This is a genomic window from Variovorax sp. 10N432 (assembly GCF_056394465.1).
Map to the genome: position 1 here is coordinate 186,064 of NZ_JBFTHX010000007.1, position 20,273 is coordinate 206,336.

20 protein-coding genes and 1 riboswitch are annotated in these 20,273 nt (G+C 69.6%); of the genes, 19 read left to right on the plus strand and 1 reads right to left on the minus strand.

The window, feature by feature from the left end:
- Positions 1 to 3,816 carry a DUF748 domain-containing protein gene (locus tag AC1DF3_RS11255; RefSeq protein WP_286531576.1) on the minus strand — a complete coding sequence of 1,272 codons (3,816 nt, stop codon included), beginning with the start codon at positions 3,814 to 3,816 and terminating at the stop codon, positions 1 to 3.
- 595 nt (positions 3,817 to 4,411) lie between these two features.
- Here AC1DF3_RS11255 and AC1DF3_RS11260 point away from each other — a divergent pair.
- The 19 genes from AC1DF3_RS11260 (at position 4,412) to tolA (ending at position 20,193) form a co-directional block, all read left to right on the plus strand.
- A complete protein-coding gene (locus AC1DF3_RS11260) occupies positions 4,412 to 5,257 on the plus strand; it encodes a transglycosylase SLT domain-containing protein (protein WP_478139671.1) in 846 nt (281 codons plus the stop codon).
- 38 nt (positions 5,258 to 5,295) lie between these two features.
- Positions 5,296 to 5,423, plus strand: a riboswitch (ZMP/ZTP riboswitch).
- A 41-nt stretch (positions 5,424 to 5,464) separates the two neighbouring features.
- Positions 5,465 to 6,709: a serine hydroxymethyltransferase gene (gene glyA, locus AC1DF3_RS11265; protein ID WP_286531574.1), complete on the plus strand. Its 1,245-nt coding sequence runs from the start codon at positions 5,465 to 5,467 to the stop codon at positions 6,707 to 6,709.
- Positions 6,710 to 6,724: 15 nt separating this feature from the next.
- Positions 6,725 to 7,168: a transcriptional regulator NrdR gene (nrdR, locus tag AC1DF3_RS11270; protein WP_286531573.1), complete on the plus strand. Its 444-nt coding sequence runs from the start codon at positions 6,725 to 6,727 to the stop codon at positions 7,166 to 7,168.
- A 140-nt stretch (positions 7,169 to 7,308) separates the two neighbouring features.
- Positions 7,309 to 7,866 (plus strand): GspH/FimT family pseudopilin, encoded by a 558-nt coding sequence (locus tag AC1DF3_RS11275; RefSeq protein ID WP_286531572.1) that lies wholly within the window; start codon positions 7,309 to 7,311, stop codon positions 7,864 to 7,866.
- On the plus strand, positions 7,860 to 8,414 hold the full coding sequence (locus AC1DF3_RS11280; RefSeq protein WP_286531571.1) for a type IV pilus modification PilV family protein: 555 nt from the start codon (positions 7,860 to 7,862) through the stop codon (positions 8,412 to 8,414). Before AC1DF3_RS11275 ends, AC1DF3_RS11280 begins: the two co-directional genes overlap by 7 nt.
- On the plus strand, positions 8,401 to 9,189 hold the full coding sequence (locus AC1DF3_RS11285) for a prepilin-type N-terminal cleavage/methylation domain-containing protein (RefSeq protein WP_286531570.1): 789 nt from the start codon (positions 8,401 to 8,403) through the stop codon (positions 9,187 to 9,189). Before AC1DF3_RS11280 ends, AC1DF3_RS11285 begins: the two co-directional genes overlap by 14 nt.
- A gap of 9 nt (positions 9,190 to 9,198) precedes the next feature.
- A complete protein-coding gene (locus tag AC1DF3_RS11290) occupies positions 9,199 to 9,804 on the plus strand; it encodes a pilus assembly PilX family protein (protein ID WP_478139672.1) in 606 nt (201 codons plus the stop codon).
- Positions 9,805 to 9,807: 3 nt separating this feature from the next.
- Entirely contained in the window at positions 9,808 to 11,973 is a 2,166-nt protein-coding gene (locus AC1DF3_RS11295) for a pilus assembly protein (protein ID WP_478139673.1), read from the plus strand.
- The gene (locus tag AC1DF3_RS11300) at positions 11,970 to 12,398 is read left to right on the plus strand and encodes a type IV pilin protein (RefSeq protein WP_286531567.1); all 429 of its coding nucleotides are present in this window, start codon (positions 11,970 to 11,972) and stop codon (positions 12,396 to 12,398) included. Before AC1DF3_RS11295 ends, AC1DF3_RS11300 begins: the two co-directional genes overlap by 4 nt.
- 17 nt (positions 12,399 to 12,415) lie before the next feature.
- Positions 12,416 to 13,561: a bifunctional diaminohydroxyphosphoribosylaminopyrimidine deaminase/5-amino-6-(5-phosphoribosylamino)uracil reductase RibD gene (gene ribD / locus AC1DF3_RS11305; protein WP_478139674.1), complete on the plus strand. Its 1,146-nt coding sequence runs from the start codon at positions 12,416 to 12,418 to the stop codon at positions 13,559 to 13,561.
- A gap of 43 nt (positions 13,562 to 13,604) precedes the next feature.
- Positions 13,605 to 14,258 carry a riboflavin synthase gene (locus AC1DF3_RS11310; RefSeq protein ID WP_286531566.1) on the plus strand — a complete coding sequence of 218 codons (654 nt, stop codon included), beginning with the start codon at positions 13,605 to 13,607 and terminating at the stop codon, positions 14,256 to 14,258.
- A complete protein-coding gene (gene ribBA / locus AC1DF3_RS11315) occupies positions 14,255 to 15,415 on the plus strand; it encodes a bifunctional 3,4-dihydroxy-2-butanone-4-phosphate synthase/GTP cyclohydrolase II (protein WP_478139675.1) in 1,161 nt (386 codons plus the stop codon). Before AC1DF3_RS11310 ends, ribBA begins: the two co-directional genes overlap by 4 nt.
- Positions 15,415 to 15,879 (plus strand): 6,7-dimethyl-8-ribityllumazine synthase, encoded by a 465-nt coding sequence (ribH, locus tag AC1DF3_RS11320; protein WP_478139676.1) that lies wholly within the window; start codon positions 15,415 to 15,417, stop codon positions 15,877 to 15,879. Before ribBA ends, ribH begins: the two co-directional genes overlap by 1 nt.
- Positions 15,876 to 16,409, plus strand: a complete 534-nt coding sequence (gene nusB, locus AC1DF3_RS11325; RefSeq protein ID WP_286531564.1) for a transcription antitermination factor NusB — start codon at positions 15,876 to 15,878, stop codon at positions 16,407 to 16,409. Before ribH ends, nusB begins: the two co-directional genes overlap by 4 nt.
- Entirely contained in the window at positions 16,406 to 17,605 is a 1,200-nt protein-coding gene (locus tag AC1DF3_RS11330) for a pyridoxal phosphate-dependent aminotransferase (protein ID WP_478139677.1), read from the plus strand. The genes nusB and AC1DF3_RS11330 overlap by 4 nt, the downstream gene beginning before the upstream one ends.
- Positions 17,606 to 17,609: 4 nt before the next feature.
- On the plus strand, positions 17,610 to 18,062 hold the full coding sequence (ybgC, locus tag AC1DF3_RS11335; RefSeq protein WP_286531562.1) for a tol-pal system-associated acyl-CoA thioesterase: 453 nt from the start codon (positions 17,610 to 17,612) through the stop codon (positions 18,060 to 18,062).
- Positions 18,059 to 18,772 carry a protein TolQ gene (gene tolQ / locus AC1DF3_RS11340; RefSeq protein WP_286522575.1) on the plus strand — a complete coding sequence of 238 codons (714 nt, stop codon included), beginning with the start codon at positions 18,059 to 18,061 and terminating at the stop codon, positions 18,770 to 18,772. The genes ybgC and tolQ overlap by 4 nt, the downstream gene beginning before the upstream one ends.
- Positions 18,773 to 18,786: 14 nt before the next feature.
- A complete protein-coding gene (locus AC1DF3_RS11345; protein WP_286522577.1) occupies positions 18,787 to 19,224 on the plus strand; it encodes an ExbD/TolR family protein in 438 nt (145 codons plus the stop codon).
- The gene (gene tolA, locus AC1DF3_RS11350) at positions 19,225 to 20,193 is read left to right on the plus strand and encodes a cell envelope integrity protein TolA (protein ID WP_286531561.1); all 969 of its coding nucleotides are present in this window, start codon (positions 19,225 to 19,227) and stop codon (positions 20,191 to 20,193) included. It abuts the gene before it with no gap.
- The last annotated feature ends 80 nt before the right edge of the window (positions 20,194 to 20,273 follow it).

The following is a 20,273-nucleotide window of genomic DNA, read 5'->3' on the forward strand; positions in this document are numbered from 1 at the left end:
TCAACGGGTCGCCAGTTTCAGTTCGGCGCCGGGTTTCCAGTCGGCTCCTTCGGCCTTGGTGCGGACCGCGCCGAGGAACAGCCGTTCGGTCGGCAGCTTCTGCTCGAGCAGGTAGTCCCGGGCCGCGGCGCCCCGCGCCACGGCCAGCTGCCGCATCGACTCCTCGTCGACCGGAATGCTGGCCAGCAGCAGGTCTTCCATGTCCTTGACCGGCAGGTCCTTGGCCAGGCCGACCACGTTGCGCGGCTTGGTGACCTCCGACCGCTTGTAGACGGCGGTCAGCAATTCCGGGTATTCGGCGTCGGTGACCGGTGCCACCTCGGCCGCGTCCTTGCCGGCGCGGATCGCGACTCGGCGCTTCTCGGCCTGCGTCATCTCGCGCAGCCGCTGGCGCTGGTAGGCGTCGCGCTCCTTATCGAGGCTGGCGGTGCCGACCACGGTCATCTGCAAGCCCGGCCGGTCGTTCAGCGCCTTGGCCACCTTGTCGAGGTTTTCCTTCGCCTCCTTGGACAGCTCGGCGCTGCCGGGCGCGAAAGCGATCGTGCTGGAGTCCCCGCCGCCGCCGCCGAAGCCGCCGGTCAGCAGCGCGAAGGGCGCGGTGACGGCCTTGGCGAGCAGGTTCACTATCGCCTTCAGGATCAGCGGGCCGACGCTGAACTGCGGGTCGTTGATCGATCCGCGCAGCGGCAGGTCGATGTCGATCACCCCGTTGCGGTCGGCCAGCAGCGCCACCGCCAGCCGCACCGGCAGGCTGGCTGGGGCCCCCTCGACCTGCTCGCCGAACTGCAGTTGGTTCAGCACCAGCTTGTTGCTCGCGGTCAACGTGCCGTCGGGGGCGATCTTGTAGTTGACATCCATGCTGAGCTTGCCGCGCTCGATGCCGTGGCCGGCAAAGCGGATCGTGTAGGGCGACAACGGCGGCAGGTCGAGCTCCTTCATCCGCGCCGTGATGTCGAGCTCGAGCGGCTTGACCAGCGGATTGAGCTTGCCGGTGATCTCCAGCGAGGCGGTCTGCTGTGCCTTGCCGCGCAGTTCGAGGTCGGCCAGCGCGGGCTTGTCGCCCTGGGGCTTCGACGAGAACGCGCTCAGCTTGCCGGTCAGCTCGGTCAGGTCGGCCGAGTAGTTGGGCTTGATGAACAGGTCGGAAAAGTCGATCTTGCCGTTGACCAGGCTCATGGGGCCGAAATTGATCACCGGCGCCATCGCGTTGTCGACCGGCGCCGGCGCGGCCGCCACCGGTGCCGCGGCCGGTGTGTCGGGGCCGCCGCCGACCACCAGCTCCTGCGGCGGCGCCTGCTGCGGCGCCGGCGCGCGGGGCCTTGCCGAGCGCGGCCGGGCAGTGGTCGTGGTGGTGCCGCCCAGGCTGCGCTTGCTTTCGACCTCGACCGCCGGAGCCTCGCCGGCCGCCGGCTCGCCGGGCTGCTTGACCAGGTACAGCAGGTTGAGCTTGCCGGTCGGGTCGATGATCACGCGGGCGTAGAAATCGGTCAGCGAGGTCTCCCGGACGTCGACCTTGAGCGGCGCGCCGGGCACCATCGCCACCTGCAGGCCACGCAGGCCCAGCGTCTTCCAGCTCAGCAGCTGCCGGTTGCTCGACAGGCCGGGCGCCTGCGTCAGCACGACGCTGTTGGCGCGAAATTCGTCGACCGCGGTGTCGCCGGCCAGGTTGACGCTCAGGCCCGCCGGCAGGGTCGCGACCTTGACCGTGCCGCGGTAGCTGGCGAAGGCGCGGCGGATGTCGATATTGAGTGCGTCCGCGTAGTAGGCCTTGAAGGCATGGGCCGGCAGCGAGCCCACCACCAGCCGGCCTTCGGCCGCGATCGGCTTCAGCACCAGATTGCCGTCGTACTCGAAGCGCCCCGCCTCGGCCCGCCCGGCAGCGATGCGGCCCGATAGCTTGAGCGGCGACACGGTGGCCGTGTTCGGCGCCAGCTTCTGCGCGTTCAGCGTGAAGGCGCTGATCTCGAAGGCCACCGGCGTGGCTCCGGCGTTGTCCTCGTAGCTCAGCGCGCCGTTGTCGATCGCCAGCTTGCCGATGGCGAGCGACCACGGCGTGGTGTTGGCGCCCGCCGGCGCGCCCTCGGCCGCCTTCGGATCCTTGGGCGCCGCCACCTTGGCGTCGGCCGTGCCGGCCTGGCTGCTGTCGGCGGGCGCCTTCAGCCAGCGCTCGAACATCCAGCGCTTCTCGTTGTCGCGCGCGACCCGCAGCTTCGGATTCGAGGCGGTGAAGGAAGCCACGGTCAGGGTGTGCTTCGTCATGTCGGCCTCGGCGTCGACCAGTTCGAAGCGGCCGACGCTGACCAGCGCCGTCTTTTCCTGCGTCAGGGCCAGCCCGTCGGCGACCACGCTGCGGGCCTTGAACTTCAGCTCAGGCTGCGTCCACTCGACATCGACCTTGCCGCTCAGCTTGCCGTCGAGCGAGGGTTCGAGGCTCTGCGCCAGATACGGCGCGGCCAGCGACAGCGGCAGCGCGTCGATCTCGGTGGCGACCCGGGCCCGTTTGTCGGTCGCCTCGCCGCTGAACTTGATGGGCGCGCCGCCCACTGAAGTCGAGCCGCTGAAGGTGGCCGGCTTCTCCATCGGCCAGGTCACGGCCTGGACCTCGAGCGCCAGTTGCTTGACGTCGATCGCCGCTGCGGGCCGGGTGGTCTGGTCGCGCCAGCCGATCTGGCCGTCGCTCAGGGCCACCTTGTCGACCTGGATCCGCCAGGGCTGCGGCTCGGCCGGCGGGGCCGCGCCGTCGGCGGCCGGCGCCGGCGCGGCCGCCGGCTTGTCGGCCGCGCCGGTGCTCGGGTCGGTCGCCAGCAGATTGAGGCGCCCCGCGGCATCGCGGGCCACGACCAGATCGGGCCCGGCCAGCGCCACTTCGCTCAGATGAATCACGCGCTCCAGGGGACGGACGTCGGCCAGCGCGACCTTGAGCGCATCGAAGGCGAGCAGGTCGTGCCCCTTCGCGTCCACCACCTTGATGCCGTTGGCCGCGATGCTCCCGGTGATCTTGAGCCCGGCCGTCGCCGCCTGCTCGAAATCGATCTTCAGGTCGGCATCCAGCTTGCCGGCCTTCAGCGCCGCCGGCAGCCCGCCCGGGATGTAGCCCAGGTAGGGCACCAGGTCGAGCCCCTGGAAGTTGATGCGGGCGTCGGTCTTGCGGTTGGCGGCGAACGGCGTCGACTCGGCCGCCGAATCGAACTTGCTGCCGTTGAGGACGAAGGCCAGCTTCGGCTCGGTCTTGATCTCGCGCTTGGAGGCCAGGTTGCTCAGAAAGGGCACGCTGAGTGCGAATTCGCGCAGCTCGTGGCGGCGCTTGACGGTTTCGTCGCTGAAGTCGACGGCGCCGTCGGTGATGGCAATGTTGTAGACGGCGAACCGCGGCGGGTCCTTCTTGGGCGCATCGGGGGGCTCCGGCGCGGGAGTCAGCCGGGCCAGGATGTCGTCGATGTCGTAGCGGCCATCGGCGAGGTGCGTGAGCTGGATCGCAGGCGCCTCGATCCGGACCGCGTCGATCACCGGTGCGAGGCGCAGGATGGACTGCAGCTCGGCGTCGACATAGATGCGCTTGACGGCGACCTGCGGCTGGCTGCCGTCGGCAGTGGCGATGCGCAGGTCGTTCACCGCGAGCTCGAGCGTCCAGGGCTTGAACTCGATCTTGCCCACCGTGACCTGGCGGCCCAGCTTGTCGCTGGCGATCTTCTGCACCTGGCCCTTGACGATCGGCGGTACCGCCAGCCATGCGATCACCCAGACCGCCAGCAGGATCAGCAGCGTCCAGAGCCCGCGCCGCACCCATTTGTTCTGTTTCAGCAAAGCAGCATTCATCGATGGGGAGTGTGCCCCAAACCCATGGCGGCCCCAAAGTGAGAAAGCCCGGCGGCTCGACGCGAAGTCAGGCCTCCGGGCTCGATGGCGGGCGAAACGCCCATGCCATCTTTTCGCTCGACCGGAAGTTCAATCGTTCCGGTCATGCTGGCAGCAAGGGATTGCCACCGTTGGGCCTCAGCCGCTGGACCGTCGGATTTTGCTCGTCGGGCCACTGGACCTTGGTAGACGCCTGATAGCTCAGGCAATTAGAGCCTATGCGCTATGCGGATGGATTGCAAATCGCGTTTTCAATGGATCTCGTGCAGCCGATTCGTGCACTATTTCATACATTTCTTTACATCGAAATTAGAATATCAGACCTATCTTATATTCTTGACCAGATATTTAGCGGTCCCTAGAATGCCAATCTTTCCCGAGCCCCCGAGTGGCCGGACTCTCCCAAATCCGCTGCCGGCATCTGCCGGCTTGATCAGGCGGCCGCGCTCTCTCCCTATTTTTCGCGCGGTCCTGATTCGTACCAATCCAAGCGCCGCTTCCTTTCTGCTCCGCCCCCGTGGCGCTGCGAACGGGTGCCGCACAGAAAGGAAGAGCGATGAAACAGGCGTTAGATGCCACAGCCCGCGGGCTACGGACCTTCGTGTCCGACGTGGTCGACGGCTTCTTCGAGATCACCCACAACAGCTTCGCCCTGCTCGGGCTGGCGACCGTGTTCGCCGTTCTGGCGCTGGCCGCCCGCCCGGACCTGCGGCAGACCGGCGAAGAGCAGCTGATGGGCTGGCTGCAATCGCGCAAGCCCGTGCCCRAGGCCGTCGAGGTCAGCGACCTGGAGCCCACCGCGATCGAGCGGACCACCGCCGCCAGCCCTCACGAACTGCCCAAGCAGCAGGCCGCGGTGGCCTACTGGCTCAGCAAGAAGTACCGGGTGGCGGCCGAGCCATTGAGCGTGCTGGTCGCCGAGGCTTTCGACCTCGGCAAGAAAACCAAGCTCGACCCGACCCTGATCCTGGCGATCATGGCGGTCGAGTCCAGCTTCAATCCCTTCGCCCAGAGCCAGGTCGGCGCCCAGGGCCTGATGCAGGTCATGACCCGGGTCCACGGCGAGAAGTACGAAAGCGCCGGCGGAACCCTGACCGCCTTCGACCCGGTGACCAACATGCGCGTCGGCGTCAAGGTGCTGCAGGAATGCATCGCCCGCGCCGGCTCCCTCGAGGGCGGCCTGCGCTACTACGTCGGCGCCGCCAATCTGACCGAGGACGGCGGCTATGCCGGCAAGGTGCTGGCCGAGCACGAGCGGCTGCGCCAGGTGGTCGCCGGCCGCGCGCCGCCCACGACGACGCCGGCGCCGCGCGCCAATCCGGTCCAGGTCGTGGCGCCGCCGGCAGCGGCCAAGCCGGCCCAGCCTGATCCGCAGCAAGTCGCCCTGCTCGGCGATTCCTAGCCCTTCGGGCCGCGCCGGCGCCCGCCGTCGGCTACACTCGGCCGGCACGCGACTGGCGATAGGCGCAACCCTTTTCAGGTGCATTGCGCTGACGTGGACTACCACTGGGAAGCGTGCCGCCCGCGGTTCGTTTGCGGGTGATCAGCCGTTCGCCTGGGCAGCCCTTGTTTGGTTGAAGAACAAGGACCATCGTCTTGAAGGACTGCCATGTACCACCGCAATATCCTGGTCGAACAGACCGATCCTGAAATCTGGGCTGCCATCCAGGCCGAGAACGCCCGCCAGGAGCACCACATCGAGCTGATCGCGAGCGAAAACTACGCCTCGCCGGCCGTCATGGCCGCCCAGGGCTCGCAGCTCACCAACAAGTACGCCGAGGGCTATCCGGGCAAGCGCTATTACGGCGGCTGCGAGCACGTCGACGTGGCCGAGCAGCTGGCCATCGACCGCATCAAGCAGATCTTCGGCGCCGACGCCGCCAACGTGCAGCCGCATTGCGGCGCCTCGGCCAACGAGGCCGTGATGCTGGCCTTCCTGAAGCCCGGCGACACCATCATGGGCATGAGCCTGGCCGAAGGCGGCCACCTGACCCACGGCATGCCCCTCAACATGAGCGGCAAGTGGTTCAATGTCGTGAGCTACGGCCTGAACGCCGACGAAGCCATCGACTACGACGCCATGGAACGCAAGGCGCACGAGCACCTGCCCAAGCTGATCATCGCCGGCGCCTCGGCCTATTCGCTGCGGATCGACTTCGAGCGCTTCGCCAAGGTCGCCAAGGATGTCGGCGCCATCTTCATGGTCGACATCGCCCACTACGCCGGCCTGGTGGCAGCAGGCGTGTACCCGAACCCGGTGCCGCACGCGGACGTCGTCACCTCGACCACCCACAAGAGCCTGCGCGGCCCGCGCGGCGGCATCATCCTGATGAAGTCGCAGCACGAGAAGGCGATCAACAGCGCCATCTTCCCCGGCCTGCAGGGGGGCCCGCTGATGCACGTGATCGCGGCCAAGGCGGTGGCCTTCAAGGAAGCGCTGTCGCCCGAGTTCAAGGCCTACCAGCAGCAAGTCGTGACCAATGCACGGATCGTCGCCGAGACGCTGACCGAGCGCGGCCTGCGCATCGTCAGCGGCCGTACCGAAAGCCACGTGATGCTGGTCGACCTGCGCGCCAAGGGCATCACCGGCAAGGAAGCCGAAGCCGTGCTGGGCGCGGCCCACATGACGATCAACAAGAACGCGATCCCGAACGACCCCGAAAAGCCGATGGTCACCAGCGGCGTGCGCATCGGCACGCCGGCGATGACCACCCGCGGCTTCAAGGACGAGGAAGCGCGCGCCACCGCCAACCTGATCGCCGACGTGCTCGAGAACCCGCGCGACGCAGCGAACATCGATGCGGTGCGGGCCAAGGTGCACGCGCTCACCAGCCGCTTCCCGGTCTACAAATAACCGGCACGACAGCGCATGAAGTGCCCCTTCTGCGGTCATCTGGAGACCCAGGTCATGGAGACCCGGGTCTCGGAAGACGGCGACTTCGTGCGCCGCCGGCGCCAGTGCGGAGGCTGCGACAAGCGCTTCACCACCTACGAGCGGCCGGACGTCAACTTTCCGGTGGTGGTCAAGAAGGACGGCAGCCGGGCCGACTTCGACACCGCCAAGGTGCGGGCCTCGATGATGCTGGCGCTGCGCAAGCGGCCGGTCGGCATCGAACAGATCGACATCGCGCTGCTGCGCATCGAACAAGAGCTGCTGTCCAGCGGCTTGCGGGAGATCGAATCGACCAAGGTCGGCGAACTGGTCATGCGCGAGCTCAAGCGGCTCGACAAGGTGGCCTACGTGCGCTTCGCCTCGGTCTACCGCAGCTTCGAGGACGTGGACGAGTTCAGGCAGTTGCTCAGGGACATCTGAGTTCGCGGCGGGTCAGCTTGCCGGCAACTTCCTCCTGAATCGTCACGGCGGCGCAGCCAGCGACCGCTTGCGCGTGGGAGCGGCCCGGCAGGCGCCTCGACGCCACGGACGGTGCTTTGGCTTCTAGCATCCGGGCCGTCATGCCCACCTCCGCCCCGCTGTCCCGTTTCGCGCCGATGTCCGGCTTCACGCTGGTCGAAGTGCTGGCGGTGCTCGCGATCGTCGCGATCCTGGTCGGGCTCGCAATGCCGGCCTTCGGCCGCACCCTCGAACGCTACCGCCTGCGGGCTGCCGAGGAAGGCCTGCGCGCCGCCCTCTACACGGCGCGCTCGGAGGCCATCCGGCGCGGCGGCGGTGTCACGCTGCGGCGGGCTTCAGGCGGCGGCTGCACACCGGCGAGCGAGCAGGACTGGAGCTGCGGCTGGACGCTGTTCGCCGACACCGACGGCAACGGGCGACACGACCCCGGCGAGGCCTTGATCCAGGCCTGGCCGGCGCCCCGCGGCGTCGAGGCGACGGTCAGCGTGGCCGCCCCTTCGACCTACCTGAACCTCAACCGCTCGGGCCGCTTTCACAACCTGGGCGCCTTTCGCTTCACGCTGAGGCCCGAGCGCAGCAGCGACGACAAGGCCGCGCGCGTCATGTGCATGTCTTCCGCCGGCCGGCTGCAGACCCTTCACGGTACCGACAGATGCTGAACCGCGCCGGCCGCCCGCACCTGCAGCAGGGCATCACACTGCTCGAATCGCTGGTCTCGCTGACCCTGCTGGCCTTAGTCGCCTTCGGCCTGCTCGGCGTGCAGCTTCGCGCCCTGGCCGATGCCCGAACCACCGCTCATCGCGCCCAGGCGATCCGCCTGATCGAGGACCTGGGCGAGCGCATCCGCGCCCACCCCGTCGGAATGAGCCCCTTGCCCGCCGAGGCCACCCAGTGGGAACTGCCGGCGCCGTCGCCAGCCTGCCGCGACACCGCATGCGACGCCGCCACGCTCGCGCGCCGAGACATCCTCAGCTGGAAACAGGCCATTGCGGCCACCCTGCCCCAGGGCCGCGGCATGGCGTTCGAGACGACCGCCGATCCGCCGCCCATGCAGGCGCGGACGCTGGGCGTGATGGTCGCCTGGCGCGCCAGCGCGCATGCGGGGTCCGAAGCGGCGCTCGACGCCCCGTTCGAGGTCGGTCCCCTTGTGGCGGGCGTGCGCTGCCCCGCCGGGCTTCTTTGTCATCTGGCCCATGTCACTCCCTGATCCCCATGCAGGCCCGCGCCGCCGGCAATGCGGCTTGAGCCTGGTCGAACTACTGGCCGGCATGGCGGTCGGCCTGCTCGTGATCGCCACGGCGTTCTCCACGCTGCTGCTGACGCGCAGCGCGGCCGCCAGCATCGGCGACCTGAGCCAGCTGCAGCAGCAGGGCTCGCATGCGCTGCAGGTCATCGGCCAGCATTTGCGCCAGGCGAGCACGCTGGAGCCCTGGCGCGACGAAGCCACTGGGCTTCACACCTTCGGAGCCGAGCCCGCGGGGCCTGACGAAGCCGCGCCTTCCGTCGCCGGCACCGAAGGCGCGGGTGGCCGGCCCGACAGCGTATCGATCGGCTACGCGCGAGGCCGCTGGCCCGCGGGCAGCGGCTCGCCAAGGAACTGGGCCCAATACGACTGCAACGGGACCAATGTCGACAACCAGGAACAGGAGCAGGTCCGCGCCGCCTTTTCGCTCGACGCCAAGGGACAATTGATGTGCCGCGGCATGAAGACCTCGCAGCCCGTGATCGGCAACGTCGCCGATTTCCAGGTCGACTACCGGGTCGACAGCGGCGCCGGCATCCGGCACATGGACGCCAGCGCCGTCCAGGCTGCGAATCTGTGGCCCTCCGTGACGGCGATCGAGATCTGCCTCGACTTGGCGGGCGACGAGCAGGGCCCGGAGGCCACCGGGTCCTACCGCGGCTGCGCCGGCGACGACAGACCGCACAGCGGCCGAACGCACCTGGTCTTTCGCAACCTCTTCCACCTGCGGACCCGGTAGGGCCGACGCATGATCGCCACGCCCATCGCACGATCGCAAGCCGGCTTCTCGCTGCCAGTCGTGATGGTCACGGCCCTGCTGGCCACGCTGCTGGTGCTCACGGCCTCGCGCACGGCGCTGCTGGACGAGGCGGCGACCGGCAACGGGAGCGACTACCAGCGCGCGCTCGAGGGGGCGCAGGCGCTCCTTCGCGAGGCCGAATCCGAGATCCAGCGCGAGGATTCGAGCTTGCCCGCGGCGGCTTCGAAGGACCGGCACGCCTACCCTCGAAGCCGTGCCGAACTGATCGCCCTGCAGGCCCGGCTCGGCACGTCCACCCGTTCGTGCGCCGCAGGCCTTTGCATCCCCGACCGGATTCCGCCGCGCTTCTGGGGCGATCGGGCGGCGCTCGAGGCCATGAAGAAGGTCGCGGTTTCACGGACTCAGGGCTGGTACTGGGTCGAACTGCTGCACTACGACACCTCGGCGGCGACGGCGGGCGGCGAGGCCGAGCGGCTGGCCCCCGATGCAGACCAGCCGTACATCTACCGGGTCACTGCGGTGGGCAGGGGACGCAAGCCAGCGACGCAAGCCGTGATCCAGAGCACGCTGGTGCGCAAGAAGACGAGGTCCTGAGCCATGAGACGGGTACTTGTGAAGCGGGCCTCGGCCCTCGCCACGGCCATCGGGGCCGCCGCCGCGACCGCAGAGGTACTCGACGCGCCACCGGGCTCGCCGCCAACGCAGCGGACCACGGCGCACCTGAGCTCGCTGGCCGCCAGTGCGCGCTCGGACCGCCATGCGGCTGCGCTGTTCGCGGCCGGCTACGACACCGCCGGCTGGACCGGATCGGTCACCGGCTACGCGCTCCGGCACGGCAGACCCACACCGGATGCGCGCGGACTGTGGGGCGATCTGCCCGCGACCGTCGCCACCGAAGCCGAGCCCGCCCGCCCCGCGCGGCCCCGCTCGACCGCCTCCGTCATGGACGCCCACGGCGACGACTGGCCGGCGGCCCGCGTCGTGCTTTCGGCCCGCAGCACCGGCAGCGGCGTGCCGGCCGTCGGCATTCCCTGGGAATGGGCTTCGCTGTCCCCGGCGCAGCAGTCGGCGCTCATGGACCCAGAAGATGGCGCATCGGACCGTGCCGCTGCGGAGGCGAACGCCAAGGACCGACTGGCCTACCTGCGCGGCGACCGCGCCAAGGAGCAAGGCGGCAATCCGGGCGGGCCGCTGCGGCGCCGCACCTCCCGCCATGGCGAGATCGTGAATTCCAGGCTCTGGCACCAGCCGGCGCCGGCCGCGGCGTACTCGGCCGAAGACCACGCCGGCTTCCGCCGCGCCCTCGCCGCGCGCCCGCCGATGCTCTACGTGGGCGCCGGCGACGGCATGCTGCACGGCTTCGACGCCAGCACCGGCGAGGAAAGAATCGCCTACGTCCCCGAAGGCCTGCACGCCCGGCTGGCCCGACTCACCCGTCCGGACTGGCGGCCGGCGCCTTTGGTCGACGGCTCGCCCCTGGTCGGCGACCTGTACCTGGGCGCGCCGGGCACACGCGATCCCGGCGGCTGGCGAAGCTACCTCGCCGCCTTCCTCGGCGCCGGCGGCAGGGGCTACTTCGTGCTCGACGTCACCGACCCGGCCGCGTTCGATCGAGCCAGCGCCGAACGCGCGGTGGTGCTGGATCGCAGCGCGCCCGCGAGCCTGGACGACGACATCGGCGAGATCATGGGCGAGCCAGCGACCGAAGCCGGCGATCCTTCGATCAGCCGCCAGATCACCCCGATGAACGACGGCCGCTGGGCGCTGGTGATCGGCAATGGCGAGCGCAGCGCCAGCGGCACCGCGGTGCTGCTGGTCCAGTACCTCGACCGCAAGCGCGAACTGCTCGGCATCACTGCCGCCCCCGGCCCCGGCAACGGGCTCGGCGTGCCGCGGCTGATCGATCTCGATGGCAACGGCACGGCCGATGTCGCCTACGCGGGCGACCTRCTCGGCAACCTGTGGAAGTTCGACCTCCGCGCGGCAAGCGCAGGAAGCTGGAAGACCGCCTTCGACGGCGCTCCGCTGTTCGTGGCGCGCGACGCGTCCGCGGCAGCCATCCGCCAGCCGATCACCGCAGCGCCGGTCTGGAAGGCCCATCCGCAGGGCGGTCTGATCGTGGCCTTCGGCACCGGCCGTCGAAACGCGCCCGCCGACGGGCCGGGCCTCCAGGGGCAGACGATCTACGGGGTCCACGACGACACGCCGATCCTGCGCCACGGCACGGCCGGCCAGGCCGGCGAGCCGACACCGCGCTTCGGCGCCGGCCGGGGGCCCGTCGCCAACGGTCGCACGGGCCTGGTCGCCCAGAGCGTGCAGCTGGACGGCGCCCACGGCGCCGGCACCGTGTCATCGCAGCCGGTGCCGTACGCCGGCAGCGAAGCGCGGCGTGGCTGGTTCCTCGACCTGCCGCTGCCGGGCGAGCGCGTGCTGCAGAACCCGGGCTGGTTCGAGGGCGACCTGATCGATGTCTGGAGCCAGCTGCCTGCGCCCGGCAGCCGCCTCGACCTGCCGCCAACGCCCGCCAGACGCTTTCGCACCACGCTCGACATCCTCAACGGCTCGGCGCCCCGGTCGACGCTCTACGCCCACCTGCCGGCCGCCATCGGCGGCCAGCCTTCGCGGCTGGAAGCCGGCCTCGGCATCGGGATCCGGGGCGACCGGCTCGAGAAATCGATCTCCGCGCCCGGCCAGCCGGTGGCGCCGCCGATGCAGCGCCTGGGGAGCATCCTGCTTCGCCCGGGTTGGCGGCAACTGCAATGACGCGCCGCTGCCAGCCCGGCTTCACGCTGATCGAATTGCTGGTGGTGGTGGCGCTGGTCGCCATCCTGACGGCGCTGGCACTGCCCAGCTACCAGGCCCATGTGCAGCGCGCTCTGCGCGCGGAGGCCCGCGCCGGGCTGCTGCAGGCGGCACACTGGCTCGAGCGCGCCGCGACCGCCACCGGCCACTACCCAGGCGACCCCGCGGAGTTTCCCGAAGGCCTGCGGGCCGTCCCTTCGGGCAACTACCGGATCGTCTTCGAGCCCGCCGACGCCCAGGGCAGCGGCTACACTTTGACCGCACTTCCCCTGGGCACCCAAGCCGGCGACCGGTGCGGCGGCTACACACTCGACCATGCCGGTGTGCGCGGGCTCGCCGCCGTCGGCGCTGCGGACGAACTCCAGGCGGAATGCTGGAACCGCTGAAAACACCTCTCCTTCGCATGACCCCGACGCCTGCCCCGAGCTCGCCATTGACCGCCGACGAAGCGATGCGGCTGGCCCTGTCGCTGGCCCGTGCGGCCAGCACCACGGCGCCTCCGAATCCGGCGGTCGGCTGCGTCATCGTCGCGCCCGACGGCCGGACGATCGGCAGCGGACACACCCAGCGCACCGGCGGCCCGCACGCCGAAGTGATGGCCCTGCGCGATGCCGCGGCGCGCGGCGCCTCGACGGCCGGCGCGACCGCGTTCGTCACACTCGAACCCTGCGCCCACCACGGGCGCACCGGCCCCTGCTGCGATGCGCTGGCGCAGGCCGGCATCGGCAAGGTCGTCGCCTCGCTCGCCGACCCGAATCCGCTGGTCGCTGGCCAGGGCTTCGAGCGCCTGCGCGCTGCCGGCGTCGAGGTCGAAGTCGGGCCGCTGGCGATGGAGGCGCGCGAACTCAACCTCGGCTTCTTCAGCCGGATGGTCCGCCAGAGCCCCTGGGTCCGGCTCAAGGCCGCGGCCTCGATCGACGGCAAGACCGCGCTCGAGAACGGCACCAGCCAGTGGATCACGGGCGAGCGGGCCCGCGCCGACGGCCACGCCTGGCGCGCCCGCGCCGGCGCCATCCTGACCGGCGTCGGCACCGTGATCGAGGACGACCCGCGACTCGACGTCCGGCTGGTCGAGACCGTGCGCCAGCCGCCGCTGGTGATCGTCGACAGCCGCCTGCAGACCCCGCCCGACGCCCGGCTGTTCGAAGTCGAGCGCCCGGTCTGGATCTACGCCGCCGCGCGCGACGAGGCCAAGGCCCTGGCGCTCGAAGCCCGCGGCGCCACCATCGGTTGCCTGGCCAATGCGGACGGCAAGGTCGACCTGGCCGCCCTGCTCGCCGACCTGGCCCGGCGCGAAGTCAACGAACTGCATGTCGAGGCCGGCCACAAGCTCAACGGTTCGCTGATGCGCGAAGGCCTGGTCGACGAGATCCTGCTGTACCTGGCGCCGAAGTTCATCGGCGACGGCCTGGGCATCGCCAGCCGGCCCCATGCGGGCGGCCCGCTGACGGCGCTGGGCGAGGCCCTGGCGCTCGAATTCCGGTCGTTCGAGGCGATCGGGCCCGACCTGCGGATCGTCGCCCGCGTCGCCGGCCGGGACAAGTTTTAGGCTGCGGGCCGGGCAGCCCCCGCATCTCTGCGAAAATGCGGCGATGTTCACCGGAATCATCACCGGCGTGGGGCGCATCGCCGCCGTCCACGACCTCGGCAGTTCTTCCTCCCACGGCAAGCGTCTCAGCATTGCGGTGCCCGACGGCTATCTGGACGACGTGGGGCTCGGCGACAGCATCGCGCTCAACGGCGCCTGCATGACCGTCACAACCCTCGACCCGGCGCAAAAGCTGTTCACCATCGACATCTCGGCCGAATCGCTGGCCAAGACCGCAGGCCTGTCGGAAGCGCAGACACGGGTCAACCTCGAGAAGGCGCTGCGTGCCAGCGACCGGCTGGGCGGCCACATCGTTTCCGGCCATGTCGACGGCATCGGCACGGTGCGCCGTTTCGAACCCGTCGGCGAAAGCTGGGAGCTGCGCGTGCTGGCGCCGCCGGCGCTGGCCCGCTTCCTGGCCTACAAGGGCTCGATCACGATCAACGGCGTCAGCCTCACCGTCAACAGCGTGAACGACGTCACCGACGGCAGCGAGGTCAGCATCAACCTGATCCCGCACACGGTCGAGAACACCGCGCTCGGCGGCCTCACGGCAGGCAGCCAGGTCAACCTCGAGATCGACACCGTCGCCCGCTACGTGGAGCGCATGCTCCAGGCCGGCGCCATCCAACCACCCACCCAAGACAAGCTCCCATGAATGCATCCGTCACGCCGATCGGCGCCCCGCGCAGCGGCCGTGCGCCCGCACCGATCTCCCCGGTCGAAGACATCGTGGCCGAGCTGCGCGCCGGCCGCATGGTGATCCTGGTCGACGAGGAAGACCGCGAGAACGAAGGCGACATCGTGCTGGCCGCCGACCACGTCACGCCCGAGGCGATCAATTTCATGGCCCGTCATGCGCGCGGCCTGATCTGCCTCACTCTCTCGCGCGAAATGTGCGAGCGGCTGCAGCTGCCGCCGATGGTGGCGCGCAACGGCGCCAAGCACTCGACAGCGTTCACGGTCTCGATCGAGGCCGCCGAGGGCGTCACCACCGGCATCTCGGCCGCCGACCGTTCGCGCACCGTTCAGGCCGCGGTGGCGCCCAACGCCGTTGCCGCCGACCTGGTCCAGCCCGGCCACATCTTCCCGCTACAGGCGGTCGACGGCGGCGTGCTGATGCGCGCCGGCCATACCGAAGCCGGCTGCGACCTGGCGGCCATGGCCGGCTGCTCGCCGGCCTCGGTGATCTGCGAGGTGATGAACGAAGACGGCACGATGGCGCGCCTGCCCGACCTGCAGCTGTTCGCGGCCGAACACGACATCAAGATCGGCACCATCGCCGCCCTGATCGAGCACCGCAGCCGCACCGAGACCCTGGTCGAGAAGGTCGGCTGCCGCGAGATCCAGACCGCCTGGGGCCCGTTCACCGCCCACGCCTTCAAGGACAAGCCCAGCAACGGCGTGCACCTGGCGCTGGTGCGCGGCAAGTGGGATGCCGGCGACACGGTCGACGTGCGCGTGCACGAGCCGCTGTCGGTGCTCGATGCGCTCGAACTCAACCGCGCACTGCATTCCTGGAGCCTCGACGCCAGCCTGGCGCATCTCGCGGCCCAGGGCAAGGGCGTGGCGGTGCTGCTGAACTGCGGCGAGACCGGCGCCGAGCTGCTGTCGCAGTTCGACGGCACGGCGCGGCCGGCGCAGGCGCCCGAGCGCGGCCGCATGGACCTGCGCAGCTACGGCATCGGCGCCCAGATCCTGCGCGAGTGCGGCGTCCACAAGATGAACCTGCTCGGCACGCCGCGCCGCATGCCCAGCATGGCGGCCGGCTACGGCCTCGAGATCGCCGGCTACATCTCGAAAGAAAACCTCTGATGCAACACGCGAACAAGGGCGCCGACGTCGCGCTCGACGGCAAGGGCCTCCGCATCGGGATCGTGCAGGCGCGATTCAACGAAGACATCACAGACGCATTGGCCAAGGCTTGCCGCGATGAACTCGCGGCGCTCGGCGTCGCCGACGACGACATCGAGCACGTGAGCGTGCCTGGCGCGCTCGAAGTCCCGGTGGCGCTGCAGGCGCTGGCCGAGCGCGAGCGCTACGACGCCCTGGTGGCGCTGGGCTGCATCATTCGCGGCGAGACCTACCACTTCGAACTGGTGGCCAACGAGTCCGGCGCCAGCGTGAGCCGGCTGTCGCTCGACTACCGCATCCCGATCGCCAACGCGATCCTGACCACCGAGAACCTCGAACAAGCCGTGGCGCGACAGACCGACAAGGGCCGCGACGCCGCGCGCGTGGCGGTCGAGATGGCGCAGCTGCTCGCCACCCTTTCATGACCGAAGACACCAAATCATCCAGCGGCAAGCCGCGCCAGACCCGCACCGGGCTCACCAGCACCGGGGCGCGCAAGGCCGCCGCCAAGTCGAACCGCAGCCGGGCCCGCGAGTTCGCCTTGCAGGCCCTCTACCAGCACCTCGTGGGGCGCAACGACGCCGCCTCGATCGACCAGTTCACACGTGACCTGGCCGGCTTCCACAAGGCCGACGCGGCGCACTACGACGCGCTGCTGCATGGATCGATCGAAAACGCCGACGAGCTCGACGCCCTGATCGTGCCCTTGCTCGACCGCAAGCTGGAGGAGATCTCGCCGATCGAGCATGGCGTGATGTGGATCGGCGTCTACGAGTTCCAGCATTGCCTCGACGTACCCTGGCGCGTGGTGCTCAACGAGTGCATCGAGCTGGCCAAGGAATTCGGCGGCACCGACGGCCACAAGTACGTCAACGCGGTGCTCAATGGCCTGGCACCGAAGCTGCGCCCGGACGAGGTCGAGGCCGACCGGTTGAGCGGCAAGGCCAAGCCATGAGGATTTCGCAGCGGGCCGAACGGATCGAGCCGTTCTACGTCATGGAGGTCGCGAAGGCGGCCTCCAAGCTGGCGCGGGAAGTCGCCCACACCGACCGGCCAATGATCTTCCTGAACATCGGCGAGCCCGACTTCACGGCGCCGCCGCTGGTGCAGGAAGCCGCCTCTCGCGCCGTGCGTGCCGGCGCCACGCAGTACACCCAGGCCACCGGCCTCGAGCACCTGCGCGAACGCATCAGCGGCTGGTACGCCGAGCGCTTCAAGGTCGACGTGCCGGCCCGCCGCATCGTCATCACGGCCGGTGCCTCGGCCGCGCTGCAGCTGGCTTGCCTGGCACTCATCGAGGCCGGCGACGAGATGCTGCTGCCCGACCCCAGCTATCCCTGCAACCGCCACTTCGTGACCGCGGCCGACGGCCGCGCCGTGCTGGTGCCGACCACCGCGGCCGAGCGCTTCCAGCTCAGCGCCGCCAAGGTCGAGGCGGCCTGGACCGAGCGCACCCGCGGCGTGCTGCTGGCCTCGCCGTCGAACCCGACCGGCACCTCGATCGCGCCCGGCGAACTGCGCCGCATCCACGAGGTCGTGAGCGCGCGCGGCGGGATCACGCTGATCGACGAGATCTATCTCGGCCTGTCCTACGACGACCAGTTCGGCCAGACCGCGCTGGCGATCGACGACCAGGTCATCAGCATCAACAGCTTCAGCAAGTACTTCAACATGACCGGCTGGCGGCTCGGCTGGCTGGTGGTGCCCGATGCCCTGGTGCCGGCGGTCGAACGCCTGGCGCAAAACCTGTTCATCTGCGCCAGCACGGTGTCGCAATACGCGGCGCTGGCCTGCTTCGAGGCCGACAGCATCGCCGAGTACGAGCGCCGCCGGGCCGAGTTCAAGGCCCGTCGTGACTGGTTCATCCCGCAGCTGAATGCGCTGGGGCTCAAAGTGCCGGTGATGCCCGACGGCGCCTTCTACGCCTGGGCCGACTGCTCCTCGCTGGCCGAGAAGCTCGGCATTGACGGCAGCTGGGATTTCGCCTTCGAGGCGATGAAGCAAGCCCACGTCGCGGTCACGCCCGGACGCGACTTCGGCAGTGCCGAGACCGGACGCTTCATCCGCTTCTCGACCGCCAGCTCGATGGCGCACCTCGAGGAGTCGGTGGCCCGCCTGCGCGCCTGGGCCGGCGCCGCCGTTGCCGCCTGACCGAATGAGCTTTGCGCTGCCCATTCGCGTCTACTGGGAGGACACCGATGCCGGCGGCATCGTGTTCTATGCCAACTACCTGAAGTTCATGGAGCGCGCCCGCACCGAGTGGCTGCGCTCCATGGGCATCGCCCAGCGCCAGTTGCGCGAGGACACGGGCGGCATCTTCGTGGTCAGCGAAACCCAGCTGAAGTACCACCGCCCGGCCCGGCTCGACGATGAACTGCTGGTTACAGCCGAGCTGCGCCAGATCGGCTCGGCGTCCCTGATAATCGCCCAGCGCGTGCTATCAAATTCAGAGCAAAGCGCAGCATCGGGTCCGGCCCTGCTGTGCGAAGGCACGATCCGCATCGGCTGGGTCGATGCGGCCAGCCTGCGACCCGCACGCATCCCGCGCCAAGTTTCGGGAACCCTCGAGCGCTTCGCCGGCTCCATGTCTCAACCTCTCAAGCCATGAATCAACAAGACCTGTCGATACTCTCCCTCCTGCTCCACGCCAGCCTGCCGGTGCAGCTCGTGGTGCTGCTGCTGATCGTGGTGTCCGTCGCCAGCTGGGCGGCGATCTTCCGCAAGTACTTCGCGCTCAAGCGCACCCGCTCGCTCAACGAAGACTTCGAGCGCGACTTCTGGTCCGGCACCAGCCTCAACGAGCTGTTCTCGTCGGCGGCCCAGAACGCCAAGTTCGCCGGCCCGATGGAGCGCATCTTCGCCTCCGGCATGCGCGAATATCAAAAGCTGCGCGAACGCCACGTGTCCGACACCGGCACCCTGCTCGACGGCTCGCGCCGCGCCATGCGGGCCAGCTACCAGCGCGAACTCGACGCGGTCGAGCAGAACCTGTCCTTCCTGGCCACGGTCGGTTCGGTCTCGCCCTATGTCGGCCTGTTCGGTACGGTCTGGGGGATCATGCATGCCTTCACCGGCCTGGCCGCGCTGGCCCAGGTGACACTTTCCACCGTTGCGCCCGGCATCGCCGAGGCGCTGGTCGCCACCGCGATCGGCCTGTTCGCCGCGATTCCCGCCGTGGTCGCCTACAACCGCTTCGCCCGCGAGATCGACAAGATCGCGATCGCGCTCGAGACCTTCATCGAAGAGTTCTCGAACATCCTGCAGCGCAACCTCACGGCCCACGTGAATCCGGCGTCGGTGACCCCGGCCGGCCGCTGAACGGAGCCCGCACCATGCCCGCCATGTCCTCCCGCGGCCGCGGCCGCCGCACGATCAACGAGATCAACATGGTCCCGTTCATCGACGTGATGCTGGTGCTGCTGATCATCTTCATGGTCACGGCGCCGCTGATCACGCCGAGCGTGATCAACCTGCCGAGCGTCGACAAGGCCAACAAGCAGCCCGACCGCCCGATCGAGATCGTGATCAAGAGCGACGACGAGGTGCAGATCAAGAAGGACCCGTCGACCGGCAGCGGCGGCAGCTCGATCCCGATGACGCAGATCGGCGCGGCCGCCAAGCAGGCCCAAGGCGGCGATGCCGAGCGGCCGGTGGTGATCAGCGCCGACAAGACCGTCAAGTACGAGACCGTCGTGAAGGCCATGAACCAGCTCAAGCGCAGCGGCATCGAGCGGGTCGGGCTGTCGGTCCAAACCACGGGCGCCAGGTAAGTGTCGCTCGCCGCCGACCGCCCCGAATTCGCGCCGCCGCCGCAGCGCGGCACGCCGCGCGCGGTGGCGCTGGCCCTGGTCGCCCATGCGCTGCTGATCGCCGCCCTGACCTGGGGCGTGAACTGGCGCCGCGAGGCCGAGAACGACGCCGTCGAGGCCGAACTGTGGTCGACGACGGTGCAGCAGGCCGCGCCGCGCGCCGTGGCACCGGTGCCGGTGCCGCCGGCCCCGACGCCGACCCCGGCCCCACCGCCGCCCCCGCCTCCGCCGCCACCGCCCCAGGCGGTTCGACCGCCCGAGCCGACGCCCGCGCCGAAGGCGCCCGACATCGCCCTCGAACGCGAGAAGAAGCAGAAGGAACTGAAGGAGCAGAAGGAGCGCGAACTCGAGCAGCAGGCCCAGCAGCAGAAGAAGCTCGAGGCCCAGAAGAAGGCGGCGCAGGAAAAGCGCGAGGCCGAGGCACGCGAGCGCGCCGAGGACGAGGCCGAGCGCAAGAAGGAAGAGCAGAAGAAGCTCGCCGAGCAGAAGCGCAAGGAGGCCGAGGCCGCCAAGCAGGCCGAAGCCGCGAAGAAAAAGGAAGCCGAGGCCAAGCAGACTGCGCAGGCGGCCGCCGATCGGGCGGCCACGCTCAAGCGGATGCAGGCGATGGCCGGTTCGGGTGGAGAAGGCGCTGCCGCGAAGTCGTCGGGCCCGTCGGGCAGCTACGGCGGCAAGGTCGCCGCCGCGGTGCGGCCGAACGTCGTGTTCCCCGACGCCGATCTGGTGAGCGGTAATCCGGGCGCCGAGTTCGACGTCCGGCTGGCACCCGACGGCACCATCGTCGGCACACCGCAGCTGGTCAAGACCAGCGGCCTGCCGAACTGGGACGACGCCGCCCTGCGCGCCTTGCAGAAAACCGAGAAGCTGCCGCGCGACATCGACGGCACCGTGCCCGCGCGGTTGATCGTGACGCTGCGGCCGAAGCGCTGAGCCAGCCCGAGTTTTATGCCTTATGCCCTGCGCTCAACCTGCGTTGAGCAGCAGGAACAGCGCACGGTCGAGGCTGAACA

Bases quoted from the DNA above. Each gene is read 5' to 3' on its own strand.
- ybgC (WP_286531562.1), top strand. From the start codon at position 17,610: ATGAGCTTTGCGCTGCCCATTCGCGTCTACTGGGAGGACACCGATGCC.
- ribD (WP_478139674.1), top strand. From the start codon at position 12,416: ATGACCCCGACGCCTGCCCCGAGCTCGCCATTGACCGCCGACGAAGCG.
- AC1DF3_RS11275 (WP_286531572.1), top strand. From the start codon at position 7,309: ATGCCCACCTCCGCCCCGCTGTCCCGTTTCGCGCCGATGTCCGGCTTC.
- AC1DF3_RS11310 (WP_286531566.1), top strand. From the start codon at position 13,605: ATGTTCACCGGAATCATCACCGGCGTGGGGCGCATCGCCGCCGTCCAC.
- ribBA (WP_478139675.1), top strand. From the start codon at position 14,255: ATGAATGCATCCGTCACGCCGATCGGCGCCCCGCGCAGCGGCCGTGCG.
- AC1DF3_RS11280 (WP_286531571.1), top strand. From the start codon at position 7,860: ATGCTGAACCGCGCCGGCCGCCCGCACCTGCAGCAGGGCATCACACTG.
- AC1DF3_RS11255 (WP_286531576.1), bottom strand. From the start codon at position 3,816: ATGAATGCTGCTTTGCTGAAACAGAACAAATGGGTGCGGCGCGGGCTC.
- tolQ (WP_286522575.1), top strand. From the start codon at position 18,059: ATGAATCAACAAGACCTGTCGATACTCTCCCTCCTGCTCCACGCCAGC.
- glyA (WP_286531574.1), top strand. From the start codon at position 5,465: ATGTACCACCGCAATATCCTGGTCGAACAGACCGATCCTGAAATCTGG.
- AC1DF3_RS11285 (WP_286531570.1), top strand. From the start codon at position 8,401: ATGTCACTCCCTGATCCCCATGCAGGCCCGCGCCGCCGGCAATGCGGC.
- ribH (WP_478139676.1), top strand. From the start codon at position 15,415: ATGCAACACGCGAACAAGGGCGCCGACGTCGCGCTCGACGGCAAGGGC.
- AC1DF3_RS11330 (WP_478139677.1), top strand. From the start codon at position 16,406: ATGAGGATTTCGCAGCGGGCCGAACGGATCGAGCCGTTCTACGTCATG.
- nusB (WP_286531564.1), top strand. From the start codon at position 15,876: ATGACCGAAGACACCAAATCATCCAGCGGCAAGCCGCGCCAGACCCGC.
- AC1DF3_RS11290 (WP_478139672.1), top strand. From the start codon at position 9,199: ATGATCGCCACGCCCATCGCACGATCGCAAGCCGGCTTCTCGCTGCCA.
- AC1DF3_RS11345 (WP_286522577.1), top strand. From the start codon at position 18,787: ATGCCCGCCATGTCCTCCCGCGGCCGCGGCCGCCGCACGATCAACGAG.
- AC1DF3_RS11300 (WP_286531567.1), top strand. From the start codon at position 11,970: ATGACGCGCCGCTGCCAGCCCGGCTTCACGCTGATCGAATTGCTGGTG.
- nrdR (WP_286531573.1), top strand. From the start codon at position 6,725: ATGAAGTGCCCCTTCTGCGGTCATCTGGAGACCCAGGTCATGGAGACC.